This window comes from Methyloversatilis discipulorum (assembly GCF_000385375.1).
GTDB classification, from domain to species: Bacteria; Pseudomonadota; Gammaproteobacteria; order Burkholderiales; family Rhodocyclaceae; genus Methyloversatilis; species Methyloversatilis discipulorum_A.
Window position 1 is genome coordinate 260478 of record NZ_ARVV01000001.1, and the last position, 15846, is coordinate 276323.

General features: G+C 67.5%; 16 protein-coding genes. 11 read left to right on the forward strand and 5 right to left on the reverse strand.

Annotated features, from left to right (window positions below):
- From METRZ18153_RS0101230 to METRZ18153_RS0101275, 10 genes are all read left to right on the forward strand, one after another.
- Window positions 1–651 carry a DUF484 family protein gene (locus METRZ18153_RS0101230; protein ID WP_020163020.1) on the forward strand — a complete coding sequence of 217 codons (651 nt, stop codon included), beginning with the start codon at window positions 1–3 and terminating at the stop codon, window positions 649–651.
- Between the two features lie 139 nt (window positions 652–790).
- The gene (locus METRZ18153_RS0101235) at window positions 791–2005 is read left to right on the forward strand and encodes a class I SAM-dependent rRNA methyltransferase (protein ID WP_020163021.1); all 1215 of its coding nucleotides are present in this window, start codon (window positions 791–793) and stop codon (window positions 2003–2005) included.
- Between the two features lie 70 nt (window positions 2006–2075).
- Window positions 2076–2513: an RNA polymerase-binding protein DksA gene (dksA, locus tag METRZ18153_RS0101240; RefSeq protein ID WP_019915761.1), complete on the forward strand. Its 438-nt coding sequence runs from the start codon at window positions 2076–2078 to the stop codon at window positions 2511–2513.
- Between the two features lie 19 nt (window positions 2514–2532).
- Window positions 2533–2862, forward strand: coding sequence for a hypothetical protein (locus tag METRZ18153_RS0101245; RefSeq protein WP_020163022.1), 330 nt, complete (start codon window positions 2533–2535; stop codon window positions 2860–2862).
- A 97-nt stretch (window positions 2863–2959) separates the two neighbouring features.
- Window positions 2960–4963: a TonB-dependent receptor gene (locus METRZ18153_RS0101250; protein ID WP_020163023.1), complete on the forward strand. Its 2004-nt coding sequence runs from the start codon at window positions 2960–2962 to the stop codon at window positions 4961–4963.
- A 203-nt stretch (window positions 4964–5166) separates the two neighbouring features.
- Window positions 5167–6375: an STAS domain-containing protein gene (locus METRZ18153_RS0101255; RefSeq protein ID WP_020163024.1), complete on the forward strand. Its 1209-nt coding sequence runs from the start codon at window positions 5167–5169 to the stop codon at window positions 6373–6375.
- Window positions 6376–6442: 67 nt separating this feature from the next.
- A complete protein-coding gene (hslV, locus tag METRZ18153_RS0101260) occupies window positions 6443–6982 on the forward strand; it encodes an ATP-dependent protease subunit HslV (protein ID WP_019915756.1) in 540 nt (179 codons plus the stop codon).
- A 26-nt stretch (window positions 6983–7008) separates the two neighbouring features.
- On the forward strand, window positions 7009–8331 hold the full coding sequence (gene hslU, locus METRZ18153_RS0101265) for an ATP-dependent protease ATPase subunit HslU (protein WP_020163025.1): 1323 nt from the start codon (window positions 7009–7011) through the stop codon (window positions 8329–8331).
- A 36-nt stretch (window positions 8332–8367) separates the two neighbouring features.
- On the forward strand, window positions 8368–8847 hold the full coding sequence (locus METRZ18153_RS0101270) for a disulfide bond formation protein B (protein WP_020163026.1): 480 nt from the start codon (window positions 8368–8370) through the stop codon (window positions 8845–8847).
- 125 nt (window positions 8848–8972) lie between these two features.
- Window positions 8973–10295, forward strand: a complete 1323-nt coding sequence (locus tag METRZ18153_RS0101275) for an NAD(P)/FAD-dependent oxidoreductase (RefSeq protein ID WP_020163027.1) — start codon at window positions 8973–8975, stop codon at window positions 10293–10295.
- Between the two features lie 40 nt (window positions 10296–10335).
- Here METRZ18153_RS0101275 and METRZ18153_RS0101280 read toward each other — a convergent pair whose 3' ends face one another.
- The 5 genes from METRZ18153_RS0101280 to gpmA form a co-directional block, all read right to left on the reverse strand.
- Window positions 10336–11094, reverse strand: a complete 759-nt coding sequence (locus METRZ18153_RS0101280) for a HesA/MoeB/ThiF family protein (RefSeq protein WP_020163028.1) — start codon at window positions 11092–11094, stop codon at window positions 10336–10338.
- Between the two features lie 54 nt (window positions 11095–11148).
- Window positions 11149–11610 carry a hypothetical protein gene (locus METRZ18153_RS0101285; RefSeq protein ID WP_020163029.1) on the reverse strand — a complete coding sequence of 154 codons (462 nt, stop codon included), beginning with the start codon at window positions 11608–11610 and terminating at the stop codon, window positions 11149–11151.
- A gap of 65 nt (window positions 11611–11675) precedes the next feature.
- Window positions 11676–13064: a S41 family peptidase gene (locus METRZ18153_RS0101290; RefSeq protein WP_020163030.1), complete on the reverse strand. Its 1389-nt coding sequence runs from the start codon at window positions 13062–13064 to the stop codon at window positions 11676–11678.
- Window positions 13065–13122: 58 nt separating this feature from the next.
- Complete coding sequence (locus tag METRZ18153_RS0101295) at window positions 13123–14346, reverse strand: murein hydrolase activator EnvC family protein (protein WP_020163031.1); 1224 nt, start codon at window positions 14344–14346, stop codon at window positions 13123–13125.
- Window positions 14343–15164 (reverse strand): 2,3-diphosphoglycerate-dependent phosphoglycerate mutase, encoded by an 822-nt coding sequence (gpmA, locus tag METRZ18153_RS0101300; protein ID WP_020163032.1) that lies wholly within the window; start codon window positions 15162–15164, stop codon window positions 14343–14345. Before gpmA ends, METRZ18153_RS0101295 begins: the two co-directional genes overlap by 4 nt.
- 264 nt (window positions 15165–15428) lie before the next feature.
- Between gpmA and METRZ18153_RS0101305 the strand changes: the two genes are divergently transcribed.
- A complete protein-coding gene (locus tag METRZ18153_RS0101305) occupies window positions 15429–15845 on the forward strand; it encodes a rhodanese-like domain-containing protein (protein WP_020163033.1) in 417 nt (138 codons plus the stop codon).
- The last annotated feature ends 1 nt before the right edge of the window (window position 15846 follow it).

Here is a 15846-nt window from a genome sequence, read left to right on the forward strand (position 1 = left end):
ATGAAAGCCGACGACGTCGCGCGTTACCTGCAGGACCATCCGCAGTTCTTCGAGGACTATCACGACCTGCTCGCCCATCTGTATGTGCCGCACCCGCACGGCGGCCGCGCGATCTCGATCACCGAGCGGCAGATCCTGACGCTGCGCGAGAAGGCCAAGCTGCTGGAGCTGAAACTGGCCGAACTGCTGCGTTTCGGCGAGGACAACGACGTCATTTCGACGCGCGTGCATGCGCTGTCCATCGCATTGATGACGGCCGGCAGCTTCGATGCGGTGATGACCGCGCTGCGCGAACAGCTGTCCGAGGGCTTTTCGGTGCCGCACACCGCGCTGCGCCTGTGGAACAGCGTGCTTACCCGCGACGGCGACGTATTCGAGCCGGTCGAGGAGCGCATCCGCGTGTTCGCCAACGAGGCGCGCCAGCCCTACTGCGGCCCGGTGAACGACCTCGGCGTCGTCGCCTGGTTCGGCGAGTCGGCCCCGGCCGTGCAATCGATGGCGCTGGTGCCGCTGCGCCGCGAATCGCGCGTGGTCGGTCTGCTGGCGCTGGGCGCCAACGACGCAGCGCGGTTCGTGCCGGACATGGGCACGCTCTACCTGGAACGCATCGGCGAACTGCTCGGTGCCGCGCTGATCCGCGAGCTGGGCTGAGAGTGTTTGCCCCCGCGCTCACTTTGTTCGCTCAGGAGGGTCGGCTTTGCACAGCCGACCGGTTGCGCGGGCGGCGAGCAGTGCTCGCCGAAACCCCCGCTACACCCTTCGGGCGGCGCGGCGTTATGACTGACAGAGCATGAGTGCCACCCTGATTCTCGCACCGGGCCGCGAGCGCTCGGTCATGCGCCGCCACCCGTGGATATTCGCCGGTTCGGTCGACCGTCTCGACGGTCGCGCCCGGCCGGGCGACACCGTGCTGGTGCAGGCTGCCAATGGGTGTGCGCTCGGCCGCGCCGCGTTCTCGCCGGCGTCGCAGATACGCGCCCGCATGTGGACCTTCGGTGACGAATCGATCGACGACGCCTTCTTCCGCCGCACCGTCGCGCGCGCGGTCGAGCAGCGGCGAGACCTGCCGGAACTGGCGGGCGAATTCGGTCCGCGCGGCGGTGTGCGCCTGCTGCACGGCGAGTCCGACGGCCTGCCCGGCGTCATCGCCGACCGCTACGCCGACGTGATCGTGCTGCAGATCACCAGCGCCGGTGGCGAGAAGTGGCGCGCCACCATCGCCGACGCGCTGGTGCGCGCGACCGGCATCGCACGCGTCTATGAGCGCTCCGATTCGGACGTGCGCGCGCTCGAAGGTCTGGAGCCGCGCAGCGGCTGGCTGATCGGCGACGGAGATGCGCCTTTCCCGGTGATTGCCGAACCGGGCGTGACCGGCGACGTGAACATCGAAATCGACGTGGCCAGCGGCCACAAGACCGGCTTCTATCTCGACCAGCGCGAAAACCGACGGCTGTGCGGCGCGCTGGCCGCCGGTCGCCGCGTGCTGAACTGCTTCTGCTACACCGGCGGCTTTTCGCTGCACGCGCTGGCCGACGGTGCCGAATCGGTGCTGTCCATCGATTCCTCCGGCCCGGCGCTGGCGACCGCGCAGCGCAATGTCGGCCACAACCCGCAGATCGACGCCGCGCGCGCCGAATGGCTGGAGGCGGACGTGTTCCAGGCGCTGCGCACCTTCCGTGCCGAAGGCCGCAAGTTCGACCTGATCGTGCTCGACCCGCCGAAATTCGCGCCGTCGGCCGCGCATGCGAAGTCGGCCGCGCGCGCCTACAAGGACATCAATCTGCTCGGTTTCCGGCTGCTGGCGCCGGGCGGCCTGCTGATGACCTATTCCTGTTCGGGCGGTGTCGATGTCGACTTCTTCCAGAAGATCGTCGCCGACGCGGCAGCCGACGCCGGCGTGTCGGCGCGCGTGCTGAAGCGCCTGTCAGCCGGGGCGGATCACCCGGTGGGGCTGGCTTTTCCCGAGGGCGAGTACCTGAAGGGGCTGCTGCTCAGGATCGAGTGAAGCGTTACGCAGTTTTTTGCCAAAACATTGGTATCCTCTTCGCCTTTCCAATCCCCGGGAGTTCATGCGGATGGCCACCAAGAACGCCAGCAAGGCCGACAAGCCGCTGACCGAAGCCGACATCCTGAAGATGCCGGAAAAGGACTACATGAACGAGGCGCAGCTCGCCTTCTTCCGCGACCTGCTCGCCCGCATGCGCGACGACATCCTGCGCAAGGCCGATGAAACCGTGGAGCACATGCGCGAGGTCGACAACGTGTCCGACCCCGCCGACCGCGCCACGGTTGAAGAGGAACACACGCTGGAACTGCGCACGCGCGACCGCGAGCGCAAGCTGCTGAAGAAGATCGAACAGGCGATCGACCGCATCGATGCCGGCGAATACGGCTATTGCGACGAAACCGGCGAGCCGATCGGCATCGGCCGCCTGCTCGCCCGTCCGACCGCGACGCTGACCATCGAGGCGCAGGAGCGCCGCGAACGTCTGCAGAAGCTTTACGGCGACTGAGGCCGGGCCCGGACGCGCGATGTTCCGACGCCTGTCCGCGCTGCGGCTCGTCATGTTGCTGCTGTGCCTGATCGGGGCACAGCATGTCACGCTCGTCCACGCCTTTGAACACGTCCCGACGGCCGGCATCGCGCTGGCTGCCGAGGACGACGGCGGCCTCGCTCACGCGCCGGTCTGTCCGGACTGCCTGTCGGCCCATTCCCTGACCCAGCTGTCTGTCGGCGCCGCGCCCGACCCGGCTGTTCCCGATCTGTCGCACGTACAGCGTGCCGCTTCGCTGCGCGTCGCGGTCCATGGTGCGGCGCCCGAGCCCTGCGCGCACGGGCCGCCTGCCGTCTCCCCGCTCTGATCCGTCGCCCCCTCCGGGGCGTGCACTTCATACATTCAGACTGACCCGCGTGATCACGCGCGGGCGCGCGTCCATATCCGGGCGCGGGGAGAACTTCATGCAGATCCATCGTTTTGTCGGCGGCGCCCTCGCGGCGGCCGCTTCCGTGTCCTTTTCCGTTCCGGTCTTCGCCCAGGCCATCCAGAACCTGCCGGCCATCGTTGTCACCGGCAATCCGCTGGGCAGCGACCTGTCCGACCTGGTCAGCCCGGTGTCGGTGATGGACGACCACGACCTCACGCTGCGCGGTGCCAGCACGCTGGGCGAAACCGTCGGCAACCTGCCGGGCGTCAGTTCGACCTGGTTCGGCCCGAATTCCAGCCGGCCGGTCATCCGCGGCCTCGATGGCGACCGCGTGCGCATCCTCGGCAACGGTGGTGCCACCGTCGATGCGTCCTCGCTGTCCTTCGATCACGCGACCACGGTGGATCCGCTGGTGATCGAGCGGGTCGAGGTGGTGCGTGGCCCGGCAGCGCTGATGTATGGCGGCAACGCGGTCGGCGGCGTCGTGAACGCGCTCGACAACCGCATTCCGCAGTCGCCGATGAACGGCGCCAGCGGCCGCGTCGATGGCATCGTCGGCGGCGCCGACTCGACCCGCGCGCTGGCCGGCCGCGTCGAGTTCGGCAAGAACGGCCTCAACCTGCACGCCGACGGCTTCACCCGCTCGACGTCCGATCTGCGCATCCCCGACGGCCGGCTGCGCAATTCGGCCGCCGACACCGAGGGCGGCGGCTTCGGCGCCTCCTTCGCCGGTGAGCGCGGCTACGTCGGCGCCTCCTACGGCGTATTCGATTCGACCTACGGCACGGTGGCCGAAGAGAACATTACGATAGACATGCGCAGCGAGCGCTGGGACCTCGCCGGCGAACTGCGCGAAATCGACGGCTTCATCACCGGCGTCAAGTTCCGCGCCGGCCATACCGACTACAAGCACGTCGAACTGGCCGACGGGTCGCCCGAAACGCGCTTCTTCAGCAAGGGCACCGACCTGCGGGTCGAGGCGGCCCATGCGCAGCTGGGCCCCTTCCGTGGCGTGGTCGGCGTGCAGCTCGACAGCAGCGAGTTCTCGGCGCTGGGCGACGAAGCCTTCGTGCCCTCGACCAACACCGATACGCGTGCGCTCTTCCTGTTCGAGGAAACCCGCGTCGGTGACCTCAAGCTCACCTTCGGCGGCCGCGTCGAGCGGGTCGAGGTGGGCAGCGACGGCGGCGGCCCGGACGATGCGAACAATCCGGGTACGCCGCGCTTCGATCCGGCGCAGGAGCGGCGTTTCACTGCGCGCAGCGCCGCCTTCGGCGCGGTCTATCCGCTGAACGACACCTTCTCGGTCGCCACCCAGCTGGCGCACACCGAGCGCGCGCCCACCTTCTACGAGCTGTTCGCCAACGGCCCGCACGCAGCGACTGGCAACTACGAGGTCGGCAACGCGGCGCTGGACAAGGAACAGTCGAACTCGATCGACGCCCAGTTGCGCGTCAAGCGCGGCGAGCACAGCGGCAGCATCGGCGTGTTCCACAGCCGCTTCCGCAATTTCATCGCGCTCGCCGATACCGGCATCCGGCGCGAGGAGGATGGCCTGATCGATCCGGCCGGCGAACTGCCCGAGTTCGCCTACCAGGCGGTGCCGGCAAAGTTCTACGGTCTGGAGGCGCAGGCCCATCTGCTGCTGTGCCGCTGCGCCGGCGAACTGCACCTCGACCTGCAGGCCGACATGGTGCGTGCCGCCAACCGCGACACCGGCGAGCCGCTGCCGCGCATTTCGCCGATGCGCGGCATGGCGGCGCTGAACTGGCACCGCGAGGCGCTGAATCTGCGGCTGGAAGTGCAGGGCGCCCGCCGGCAGGACCGGGTCGACGACCTCGGCACGCCGACTGCCGGCTACGCGCTGGTCAATGCCTTCGCCAGCTACGGTTTCCAAGCGGCCGGCGTGAACTGGGAAGCCTGGCTGCGCGGCAACAACCTGTTCGACACCGAGGCGCGCAACCATGTGTCCTTCCTGAAGGGCATCGCACCGATGCCGGGCCGCAGCATCATGGCCGGCCTGCGCGCCACCTTCTGACCGTTGTCTTGTGCATGGCGGGCGCGGCGAATGCCGCGCCCGGCGCGCCTGGGCGCCGATTCGTGCCCTTGCAGCACCTTGTCACGTCTTCTTACGCCTTCGGGGGTGCCGCCAGCCGCGGTTGAAAGGTAAAGTTACCGATCGTTGCAGTTGTGAATCGATGCGCCGTTAATTACGGTTCGCGCCCCGATCCGGACCCATCCGTGGCTTTCTCCTTCTTCAAGAAAACACCTGCGCCGCAGGTCGAAACCCGCAAGCCGGTGCGACCGACCGCACCGGCGGCGGGGACGGCCACCGCGTCGCGCCCGCCCGACAGCATGCCGGCAAGCGATCCGCCGTCGTCTGCCGGCCTGATGTCGCTCGACTTCGTGTCGCGCGATCCGCTGGAGGGCGCCCGCCGCGCCGGCAAGGGCGAGTTGCAGGTGCAGGACGTGTCCAGCGGGCTGCACCCGGTGGTCGAGGAAGCGGCCATGCTGTTCGCCAATGGTGACGACGAGGCCGCGCTGTCCACGCTGGAACGCGCCACCTTCGGCGACCTCGGCAGTTCGACCGAACAGGTGTGGGCCATGCTTTTCGACCTCTGTCACGCGCTTGGTCGTGTTGACGCCTTCGAGGCGCACGCGCTGGCCTACGCCGAGCGCTTCGAACGTTCGGCGCCGGCCTGGCCGGCGTCCCCGTCTCGCGGCGCGACCTCGGGTCCGCCCACACTGACGCTGGCGGGCAAGCTGACCGCGGCCAGCCGCGCCTCCATCGACCAGATCGACCGCCTGTGTTCAAAGGCGCATGTGGTGCGGGTGGATGTCGCCCGTCTGCACGACGTGGACGAGGACGGCGCGCGCATGCTTCTCGACGTGCTGGTTGCGCTGCGCCGCTGCGGCCACGGTGTGGCCATGCTCAGCGCCACCGTGCTGCGCGACCTGCTGGCGCCGCGCATCGTGCCGGGCAAGGCCGAAGGGCCGGCGCAGTGGCTGCTCTACCTGGAAGCGCTGCAGCAACTGGGCGACGAAGCCAACTTCGAGGAATTCGCGATCCAGTACGCGGTCACTTTCGAACTGTCGCCGCCGTCCTGGGACGCCCGCTGGGTGTCGTCGGTGCTCGCGCCTGTCGCGGCCGAACCGGCGCCGGTCGAGAAGAATGCGCGCATCGCGCTGCGCGGCGAGATCGTCGGTGCCCGTCAGGATGCCTTTGCCGTGCTGCAGGCGGCTGACCTGCCGCAGGGGGTCATGAAGGTCGATTGTTCCGAGCTCTGCCGGATGGACTTCATCAGCGCCGGCCTGCTGTTCAATGTGATCACTGCGGTGCAGGCGACCGGCCGCCAGCCCCGTCTGGTCGATGTGCGGCCGATGGTGGCGGCGCTGCTGCTGCTGATCGGTGTCGCCGCCGTGGCGGAAATCCAGCAACGCCGCTTCTAGCGCCACCTGCGCCCCGCTGCGCATGGTTTAAAGTGCGCAGCCTCCGCGGCATTTTTCGGGAATTGCGATGGAACAGTATCACGGCACCACCATACTTTCGGTGCGTCGCCCGGGTCAGGTCGCCCTCGGTGGCGACGGTCAGGTGACGCTCGGTAACATCGTCGTCAAGGCCACCGCGCGCAAGGTACGGCGGCTTTATCAGGGGCGCATCCTGGCCGGTTTCGCCGGCGGTACAGCCGACGCCTTCACGCTGTTCGAGCGCTTCGAATCCAAGCTGGAGAAGCATCAGGGCAATCTGCTGCGCAGCGCGGTCGAACTGGCCAAGGACTGGCGTACCGACCGCATGCTGCGCCGGCTGGAGGCGATGCTGGCGGTGGCTGACCGCGAGTCTTCGCTGATCATCACCGGCAACGGCGACGTGCTCGAACCCGAGGGCGGCATCGTCGCCATCGGCTCCGGCGGCGCCTACGCCCAGTCGGCGGCCCGTGCGCTGGTCGAGAATACCGAGCTGTCGGCGCGCGACGTGGTGTCGAAGTCGCTCGGCATCGCCGGTGACCTGTGCATCTACACCAACCAGAGTCACACCATAGAGAGCATCGAGTGGTGAGCGCCGTGACCCCTGCGGATCAAGTCATGACCCCTTCCGAAATCGTGTCCGAACTGGACAAGCACATCGTCGGCCAGACGCGCGCCAAGCGCTCGGTGGCCGTCGCGCTGCGCAACCGCTGGCGCCGCGCCCAGGTGGCCGAGCCGCTGCGCAGCGAAATCACGCCGAAGAACATCCTGATGATCGGTCCGACCGGCGTCGGCAAGACCGAGATCGCGCGCCGGCTGGCGCGGCTGGCCAACGCGCCCTTCATCAAGATCGAGGCGACCAAGTTCACCGAAGTGGGCTATGTTGGCCGGGATGTCGACACCATCATCCGCGATCTGGTCGAGATCGCCATCAAGGACCTGCGCGAGCGCGCGATGAAGGCGGTGCGCACGCGCGCCGAGGACGCCGCCGAGGACCGCATTCTCGACGTGCTGCTGCCACCGGCGCGGCCGGTCGGCTTTGGCGTCGATGCACCGGCCGCCGACGAGAGCGGCACGCGGCAGAAATTCCGCAAGAAGCTGCGCGAGGGCGAACTGGACGACAAGGAGATCGACATCGAGGTGGCGGTGGCGCCGGCCGCGATGGAAATCCTGACGCCGCCCGGCATGGAAGAACTGACCGGCCAGCTGCAGTCGATGTTCCAGAACATCGGCGCGCAACGCCGGCGCAGCCGCAAGATGCCGATCCGCGAGGCGCTGCGCGTACTGACCGACGAAGAGGCGGCGCGCCTGATCAACGAGGACGAAGTGAAGCAGCAGGCGCTGGTCGCGGTCGAGCAGAACGGCATCGTGTTCCTCGACGAGATCGACAAGGTGGCTTCGCGTTCGGACCACGGCGGCGCCGATGTTTCGCGCCAGGGCGTGCAACGCGACCTGCTGCCGCTGGTCGAAGGCACGACGATCACGACCAAGTACGGCATGGTGAAGACCGACCACATCCTGTTCATCGCCAGCGGCGCCTTCCACCTGTCGCGGCCGAGCGACCTGATTCCCGAGCTGCAGGGCCGTTTTCCGATCCGCGTGGAGCTGGAGTCGCTGTCGGTCGATGACTTCGAACGCATCCTCACCGCCACCGATGCCTGTCTTACCCGCCAGTACGCGGCGCTGCTGGAAACCGACGGCGTGACGCTGGATTTCGCGCCGGACGGCATCCGCCGGCTGGCCGAAGTGGCGTGGTCGGTCAACGAACGCACCGAGAACATCGGCGCGCGGCGGCTGCACACGGTGATGGAAAAGCTGCTGGAGGAGGTGTCCTTCGACGCTGGCCAGCACGCCCGCTCGCTCACCATAGACGCTGCCTACGTGGACGCCCGGCTGGGCGAACTTGCACAGAGCGAGGATCTCGCGCGCTACGTGCTCTGACGCGCCGGCTGTCCCAACAACGAGAACGAGTCCCCGATGACCCCGATTGCCCGTACGCGCATCTACTTCCTGCTGTCCTACTTCTGTTTCGGCCTGCTCGCCTTCGCGCTGTGGCTGCAGCACGTCGAGCGTCTGGCGCCCTGCCCGCTGTGCATCCTGCAGCGCTACGCCTTCTTCGGCGCCGGCGTGTTCTTCCTGCTGAGCGGCCTGTTCGGCGGGGCGCTGGCGCGCAGCGGACTGTGGGTGTCGGCGCTGATCGCCGCCGCTGGCGCGGCGGTGGCCGGGCGTCACGTCTATGTGCTGTACAACCCGTCGGTCAGCTGCGGCCTCGATCCGGTCGAGGATTTCGTCAACAGCCTGCCGCCGGCGCAGTGGTTCCCGCAGGCCTTCTTCGCCGACGGCGCATGTGGCGCCAAGCTGCCGCCGATATTCGGCCTCGACATTCCGGAGTGGTCGCTGCTGTGGCTGTGCGTGCTCGCCGTCGTTGCTGTACTGCTCTCGTTGCGCCGCGGCTGAACACACTGGGCGGTCGACTGTTCCGCCGCCATGACACCCGGAGCCCTGCCCTGCACAAGCGGCGGGGGCTGTAGCAGAATGCGCCGTCCGCTCCCGTGCAGGGCGGGCTTCGCTCCGAGGAGATCATGAATAATTCCAAGAAACCCGTCATCGTGGTGGTCGGCGGCGGCGCCGGCGGCCTCGAACTGGTCACCCAGCTCGGCGACCGCTATGGCGCCAAAGGGCAGGCCGACATCGTGCTGGTCGATGCTTCGCCCATCCACATCTGGAAACCGCATCTGCACGAAGTCGCCGCCGGGCGCATGGATATGCACATGCACCGTCTGGAGTACGTCGCGCAGGCGCGCTGGCACAACTTCGAGTTCCAGATGGGCCGCATGACGGCCATCGATCGCAGCCGCAAGACCATCCACATCGAGGCGGTGGCCGACTTCGACGGCGAACCGATGCTGCCCGAGCGCGAGCTGCATTACGACTATCTGGTGATCGCCATCGGCAGCACGGTGAACACCTTCGGCATTCCCGGCGCCGACGAACACACGATGGCGCTCGATACCACGCACGACGCCGAGCGCTTCCGGCAGAAGCTGGTCGCCGCCTGCATGCGCGCGGACGCGCGTGCCGAGCGCGGTGAACCGCACGAAGTGTCGATCGCCATCATCGGCGCCGGTGCGACTGGCGTCGAACTGTCGGCCGAGTTGCGCCACACCAGCAAGGTGCTGCGCGCGTTCGGCGTGCACAGCATGGACCCGCGCCAGGACGTGCGCATCACGCTGATCGAGGCGGCCGACCGCGTGCTGCCGGCTTTGCCGGCGCGCATTTCGGCGTCGGCCGAAGAACTGCTGCGCGGCATGGGCATCGACGTGCTGAAGTCGGAGCGCGTCAGCGAGGTGCGCCATGACGGACTGGCCACTGCCAGCGGCCATTTCATCCGCGGCGACCTGATGGTGTGGGCGGCCGGCATCAAGGCGCCCAACATGCTGTCCGGCTTCGGCGGGCTGGAGTCGAACCGCATCAACCAGCTGGTGGTGGATGATCACCTGGTCACCACGCACGATCCGGACATCTACGCCTTCGGCGACTGCGCGGCCTGTCAGTGGCTGGGCGGTGAGGGCACGATTCCGCCGCGCGCCCAGGCGGCGCACCAGCAGGCCAGCTATCTGGTGAAGATTTTCGCCATGCGGCTCGAAGGCAAGGGCGACCCCGGCCCCTTCCGCTACAAGGATTTCGGCTCGCTGGTGTCGCTCGGCAAGAGCGGCGCAACCGGCAACCTGATGGGTGGTGTGGTCGGCGGTAGCATGTTCATCGAAGGTCTGGTCGCGCGCATGATGTACCGCTCGCTGTACCAGATGCACCAGATTGCACTGCACGGCTGGATCAAGAGCTCGCTCGACGCGGTGGCCCGCTTCATCAAGCAGAGCACCGAGCCGCACGTGAAGCTGCACTAGCCTTTTTAGGGGCTAGGGGCTAGGGGCTAGGGGCTAGGGGCTAGGGGCTCCGGCCCTCGCCGCAGATGGCGCAACCGGGATCGCGCGGCAGCGTGATGCTGCGCCACTCCATGCCGAGTGAGTCGAGCAGCAGCAGACGGCCGGCAAGCGTGCGGCCGGTCTGCGCCAGTATCTTCAGCGCCTCGGCCGCCTGCACGGTGCCGATGATGCCGGTCAGCGGCGCGAACACGCCCATCACCGCGCAGCGCACCTCCTCGACCTCGCCGCCCTCCGGGAACAGGCAGTGGTAGCAGGGCGCGTCCGGCTCACGGCTGTCGAATACCGACACCTGGCCGTCGAAGCGGATGGCCGCGCCCGATACCAGCGGCGTGCGGGTGGCCACGCAGGCGCGGTTGATCGCGTGGCGGGTGGCGAAGTTGTCGCTGCAATCGAGCACGACGTCGGCGGCGGCAACCTGTTCCAGCAGTTCGTCGCCGGCCAGACGCTTCTTCAGCGCGATCACCTCGGTGCCCGGATTGATGTCGTGCAGCGTTTCGCGCGCCGATTCGACCTTGGCGCGGCCGACCGAGTGTTCGCGATGCAGGATCTGCCGCTGCAGATTGGTCAGGTCGACGTCGTCGTCGTCGGCGATCACCAGCGTGCCGACACCGGCCGCCGCGAGGTAGAGCGCCGACGGGCAGCCGAGGCCGCCGGCGCCGACGATGAGGGCGCGCGAGGCGAGCAGCCTGTCCTGTCCCTCGATGCCTATCGGATCGAGCAGGATGTGGCGGCTGTAGCGCAGCAGTTGCTGGTCATTCATAGAGAAGTGACCGCCGGCGGATGCGGCGGCGTGTAGCGGTGGGGAAGTGGGCGGTCAGCGGTATTCGCGCAGTTCGCTCGGCGTGTCGTCGTGATCGCCGTGCGGGTGGTGCTGCCAGGCCTTGACGTAGATTTCGTTCGACTTCTTGATCAGTCGCTCCGGCTGCTTCAGGTTGCGCAGCTGGGTGTCCTCGCAGAAATAGAGCATGGTGCGGATCAGTCGCATCTTCAGCGAACCGTCGAGCACGAAGCCGTGTGCGCGCAGTGCCCGCTCTATGCTGCGGAAGCTGTGGTCAGTGAGGCTGTACTCGATGGCGACCACGCGATCGCCCTGCGCGGTCACCGAAATGCCGCCGACCGCGGCGAGCAGCGCGAGCGCTTCATCGACGCGGCGCGGACAGCGGCGACAGAAGCGCAGTTCGCGGTGCTTCATCAGACCCGCCTGGGGGCCGTATCCGGGCTTGCGCGGCGCGCGGTGTTCGCGGCCGAAACGACGCTGGCTGGCATGTGCGACCATGATTCAGCTCCTGCATCCGGCGGCGATCCGGAGATCGCCGCACGGCCCACCGCGGACGGCGAGCCTCAGTTTTTCTGGATGATCTGCAATCCCTTCAGCAGATTCAAGGCCTGGGTGAACTGGTAATCCGATGCGGTGGCGAACTCGAACGGCGCAGCCGGCTTGGCTTCCTCGTCCTCGTCCTTCGCCGGCTTGCCCTTGGCGCCAGCGGCAGGCTTCGGCGCGGCCTCCTCGGGTTCCTTGTCGTTGCCGAGGTGACGGTCGAGGTCGGCTTCGCGCAGGCGGATGCCGCCGCCGCTGCCATTCGGCGTCTCTTCGACGATGATGTCCGGCACGATGCCCTTGGCCTGGATCGAGCGGCCGTTCGGCGTGTAGTAACGCGCCGTCGTCAGCTTGATCGCGGTGTTGTTGGCCAGCGGCATGATGGTCTGCACCGAACCCTTGCCGAAGGTCTGGGTGCCCATGATGACTGCGCGCTTGTGGTCCTGCAGCGCGCCGGCGACGATTTCCGACGCCGAGGCCGAGCCCGAATTGACCAGCACCACCATGGGCACCGACTTGGCGCCGGCGGGCAGCGTGGCGAGATAGTCCTCGCGCGATCCGCGCAGGTAATCTTCCGGCGCGGCAATGAAGCGGCGCTTGGCGTCTTCGGTGCGGCCGTCGGTCGACACCACGGTCGCCTTCGGCGGCAGGAAGGCGGCGGATACGCCAACGGCGCCGTGCAGCAGGCCGCCCGGGTCGTTGCGCAGGTCGAGCACCAGACCTTTCAGTTCACCTTCCTTGTACAGCTTGCCGATGTGCTTGGCGAGATCCTCGGCACTGGCCTCCTGGAACTGCGTCAGGCGCAGGTAACCGTAGCCGGGTTCGACCAGCTTCGACTTCACCGACTGCACCTTGATGATTTCGCGCGTCAGCGTCACCTCGATCGGCTTCGCCTCGCCCTTGCGCGCAATGGTCAGGCGGATGCTGGTGTCCGGCTTGCCGCGCATGCGCTTGACCGCGTCGCTCAGCGTCAGCCCCTTGGTCGAGGTGTCGTCCAGCTTGATGATCAGGTCGCCCGCCTTGACGCCGGCGCGGAAGGCAGGTGTGTCCTCGATCGGCGAAACCACCTTGACGAAGCCGTCTTCCATGCCGACCTCGATACCGAGACCACCGAATTCGCCCTGGGTACCGGCCTGCAGATCCTTGAACGCGTCCTGGTCGAGGTAGGCCGAGTGCGGGTCGAGACCGGACAGCATGCCGCTGATCGCGTGGGTGATCAGCTTCTTGTCATCGACCGGCTCGACATAGCCCGACTTCACCGCATTCAGCACGTCGGCGAACTGGCGCAGTTCCTCGACCGGCAGCGTGCTGCCGACCGGCTTGTTCGCGTTGGCGGAGAAATTGAGACTGAGCAGTACCCCGGCACACAGTCCGATCATGACCAGCCCGGTTTGCTGCAGCTTCTTTTGCATCGATTGCACTCCGCGTATTTTTCGGCCGGAACGGATGCCGCACCGTCGTCGGTGCAGCCTAGCGGGCGACCCATTTCAGCGGGTCCAGCGCCTGTCCCTGATGCCGCAATTCAAAGTATAAACCCGATTCCGAAGCCCCACCGCTGGCGCCTATCGAGGCGATCACCTCGCCGGCGCGCACCGCTGCGCCGACCGACTTCAGCACCGCTTCGTTGTTGCCATAGACGCTCAGATAGTTGTCGCCGTGGTCGACGATGACCAGGTTGCCGAAACCGCGCAGCCAGTCGGCGAACACCACGGTACCGGCAGCCACCGCCTTGACGTCGCCTGCCGCTGCGCGGATGAAGATGCCGCGCAGCGGTGTTCCGCCATCCGCGCCTTGGGCACCGAAGCGGCGCGCAAGTTCGCCACTGGCCGGCCACGGCAGGCGGCCGCGCAATTTCGGGAAGGCGATGCCGCCGTGATCGACCGGCGCTGACTGCACGACCGGGCCGCGGCTTTCGCGGCCCGCTGGCGCCGGCGAGTCCTCGGTCGGGCCTGCCGCGGGCGTCTTCGGCGGCGCGCTGCGGGCGCTGCGCCGCGACAGCGATTCGATCAGCCGGCTCAGCCGCGCCTCGTCGCGCTTGAGCTGGGCCAGTTCCTTGCGTTCGGTGCGCAACTGGGTGGCGATGCGGTCGAGCACCTTGCGCCGCACATCGTGCTCGGCCTGCAGCTTGCCGCGTTCGCGCTCGCGTTCGGCCTCCAGCGTGCGGATTTCGTCCAGCTGGGCGTCCTGCTGCGCCAGCAACTCGCGCTGGCGCGTCAGCGTCGCACGATGGTCGTCCATCAGCCTGAGCTGGCTTTTCGACAGGCTGCGCAGGTAATGCAGGTCGCGTGCGCTCTGGTTGGGGTCGGTGCCGGACAGCAGGTGGCGCAGTGCGTCGGCCTCACCGGCGCGCTGGTGGCCGCGCAGCAGTTGCGCCAGTTGCGATTGCTGGGTACGCAGGCGTTCCTCGCCGGCGGCCACGTCCTTGCGCGTCTGCGCAAGTGCGCTTTCGACCGCCTTGCGGCGGCCGGCGATGTCGCGCAGCGCGCGGCTGGCGTCGGAAATGGCTTTTTCGGAGCTGCGCAGCTCGTCGCGGGCTTCGCGGTGGGCGCTTTCCGACTGGTTCAGTTCATCGCGCAGCGCTTCCATGCGCTGCTGCAGCGCGCGCAGCTGTTCCGGGCTGGACTGGACTGCGCGCTCGGCGAAGGCGGCTCCGGGCAATGCGCACAGCAGCGCCCGGATCAGCCAGCGCTTCACTCCATCCACGGTGCGCGCTGTTCGGCCGTCTGCGGCTCTTCGGTTTCGGGGATGGGCGGACGCTGGCGCTGCGGCACGGCGCGGCTCTGGTTGGCCACGGCGTCGATGGCGGCGCGGATGGCTTCCTGGTCGCCGAGGTAGTAGTGGCGGATCGGCTTCAGGTTTTCGTCCAGCTCATACACCAGCGGCTGGGCGGTCGGGATGTTCAGGCCGAGGATGTCCTGTTCCGACACGTTGTCGAGGTACTTGATCAGCGCGCGCAGGCTGTTGCCGTGGGCAACGATGAGCACGTTCTTGCCGGCCTTGATCTGCGGTGCGATCTCGGCGTCCCAGAACGGGATGACGCGGGCCACGGTGTCCTTCAGGCATTCGGTGCGCGGGAACTGCTCGTCCGGCACTTCGGCGTAGCGCGGGTTCTTGCGATCGAGGCGCGGATCGTCCTCTTCCAGCGCCGGCGGCGGCGTGTCGTAGGAGCGGCGCCACACCAGCACCTGTTCCTCGCCGAACTTCTGCGCCGTCTGCGCCTTGTTCAGGCCCTGCAGCGCGCCGTAGTGACGCTCGTTCAGGCGCCAGGTCGGACGGATCGGAATCCACATCAGGTTCAGTTGTTCGAGCGCGACATAGAGTGTCTTGTTGGCGCGCTTGAGCACCGAAGTGAAGGCCATGTCGAAGCGATAACCTTCGCGGTTGAGCAGGCGGCCGGCTTCGCGGGCCTCGATTTCGCCTTTGTCGGTCAGACCGACGTCGGTCCATCCGGTGAAACGGTTTTCCTTGTTCCAGACGGATTCGCCGTGGCGCAGCAGAACGAGCTTGTACATATCGGGTGGGCTATGTGTGAAGGGCGCGGCGCCCCGGTGAGACGTGCTGCACTGCGGACTCGTGGTCTGCAGGTGGACTGACCGCGCTTGGGCTAAAATGCGCATTTTCCCAGAAAACGCAGCGCGCGGCCCCGTAAAAATTCGACAGAAGATGACATGTCGAAACATCCGCGTTGCCGGATGACACGATCCCGGCGATGATGCGGACCCCGTTACAGCGGACCGCCTGCCGCGAGCCCCACAGCCTGCCAGCACCTCTCTCCCATGGAATTCCTGACTCAGAACAACAACTACCTCTGGGCCATTTCGGCCCTGATCAGCGGCGTCGCGCTGCTCGTCATGACGGTGCGCACGAAGACCTCGGGACCGCGGCTGACGCCGGCACAGGCGACGCAACTGATCAACCGCGAGGACGCGCAAGTGATCGACGTGCGCGAACAGCCCGAATGGGCCAAGGGCCGCATCGCCGGTTCGCGCCACATTCCGGTCGGCCAGCTCGACCAGCGCATCGGTGACCTGGAAAAGTTCAAGGAGCGCCCGCTCATCGTCGTCTGCGCCAGCGGCATGCGTTCCGCCAGCGCCTGCTCGACGCTGCGCAAGGCCGGTTTCGAAAAGGTGTTTGCACTCGACGGCGGCATCGGCGCCTGGGAACAGGCCGGTCTGCCACTGACCAAGAAGTGAT

Coding starts and splice junctions, on each gene's coding strand:
- METRZ18153_RS0101230 (WP_020163020.1), top strand. CDS start 1: ATGAAAGCCGACGACGTCGCGCGTTACCTGCAGGACCATCCGCAGTTC.
- METRZ18153_RS0101235 (WP_020163021.1), top strand. CDS start 791: ATGAGTGCCACCCTGATTCTCGCACCGGGCCGCGAGCGCTCGGTCATG.
- dksA (WP_019915761.1), top strand. CDS start 2,076: ATGGCCACCAAGAACGCCAGCAAGGCCGACAAGCCGCTGACCGAAGCC.
- METRZ18153_RS0101245 (WP_020163022.1), top strand. CDS start 2,533: ATGTTCCGACGCCTGTCCGCGCTGCGGCTCGTCATGTTGCTGCTGTGC.
- METRZ18153_RS0101250 (WP_020163023.1), top strand. CDS start 2,960: ATGCAGATCCATCGTTTTGTCGGCGGCGCCCTCGCGGCGGCCGCTTCC.
- hslV (WP_019915756.1), top strand. CDS start 6,443: ATGGAACAGTATCACGGCACCACCATACTTTCGGTGCGTCGCCCGGGT.
- hslU (WP_020163025.1), top strand. CDS start 7,009: ATGACCCCTTCCGAAATCGTGTCCGAACTGGACAAGCACATCGTCGGC.
- METRZ18153_RS0101270 (WP_020163026.1), top strand. CDS start 8,368: ATGACCCCGATTGCCCGTACGCGCATCTACTTCCTGCTGTCCTACTTC.
- METRZ18153_RS0101275 (WP_020163027.1), top strand. CDS start 8,973: ATGAATAATTCCAAGAAACCCGTCATCGTGGTGGTCGGCGGCGGCGCC.
- METRZ18153_RS0101280 (WP_020163028.1), bottom strand. CDS start 11,094: ATGAATGACCAGCAACTGCTGCGCTACAGCCGCCACATCCTGCTCGAT.
- METRZ18153_RS0101285 (WP_020163029.1), bottom strand. CDS start 11,610: ATGGTCGCACATGCCAGCCAGCGTCGTTTCGGCCGCGAACACCGCGCG.
- METRZ18153_RS0101290 (WP_020163030.1), bottom strand. CDS start 13,064: ATGCAAAAGAAGCTGCAGCAAACCGGGCTGGTCATGATCGGACTGTGT.
- gpmA (WP_020163032.1), bottom strand. CDS start 15,164: ATGTACAAGCTCGTTCTGCTGCGCCACGGCGAATCCGTCTGGAACAAG.
- METRZ18153_RS0101305 (WP_020163033.1), top strand. CDS start 15,429: ATGGAATTCCTGACTCAGAACAACAACTACCTCTGGGCCATTTCGGCC.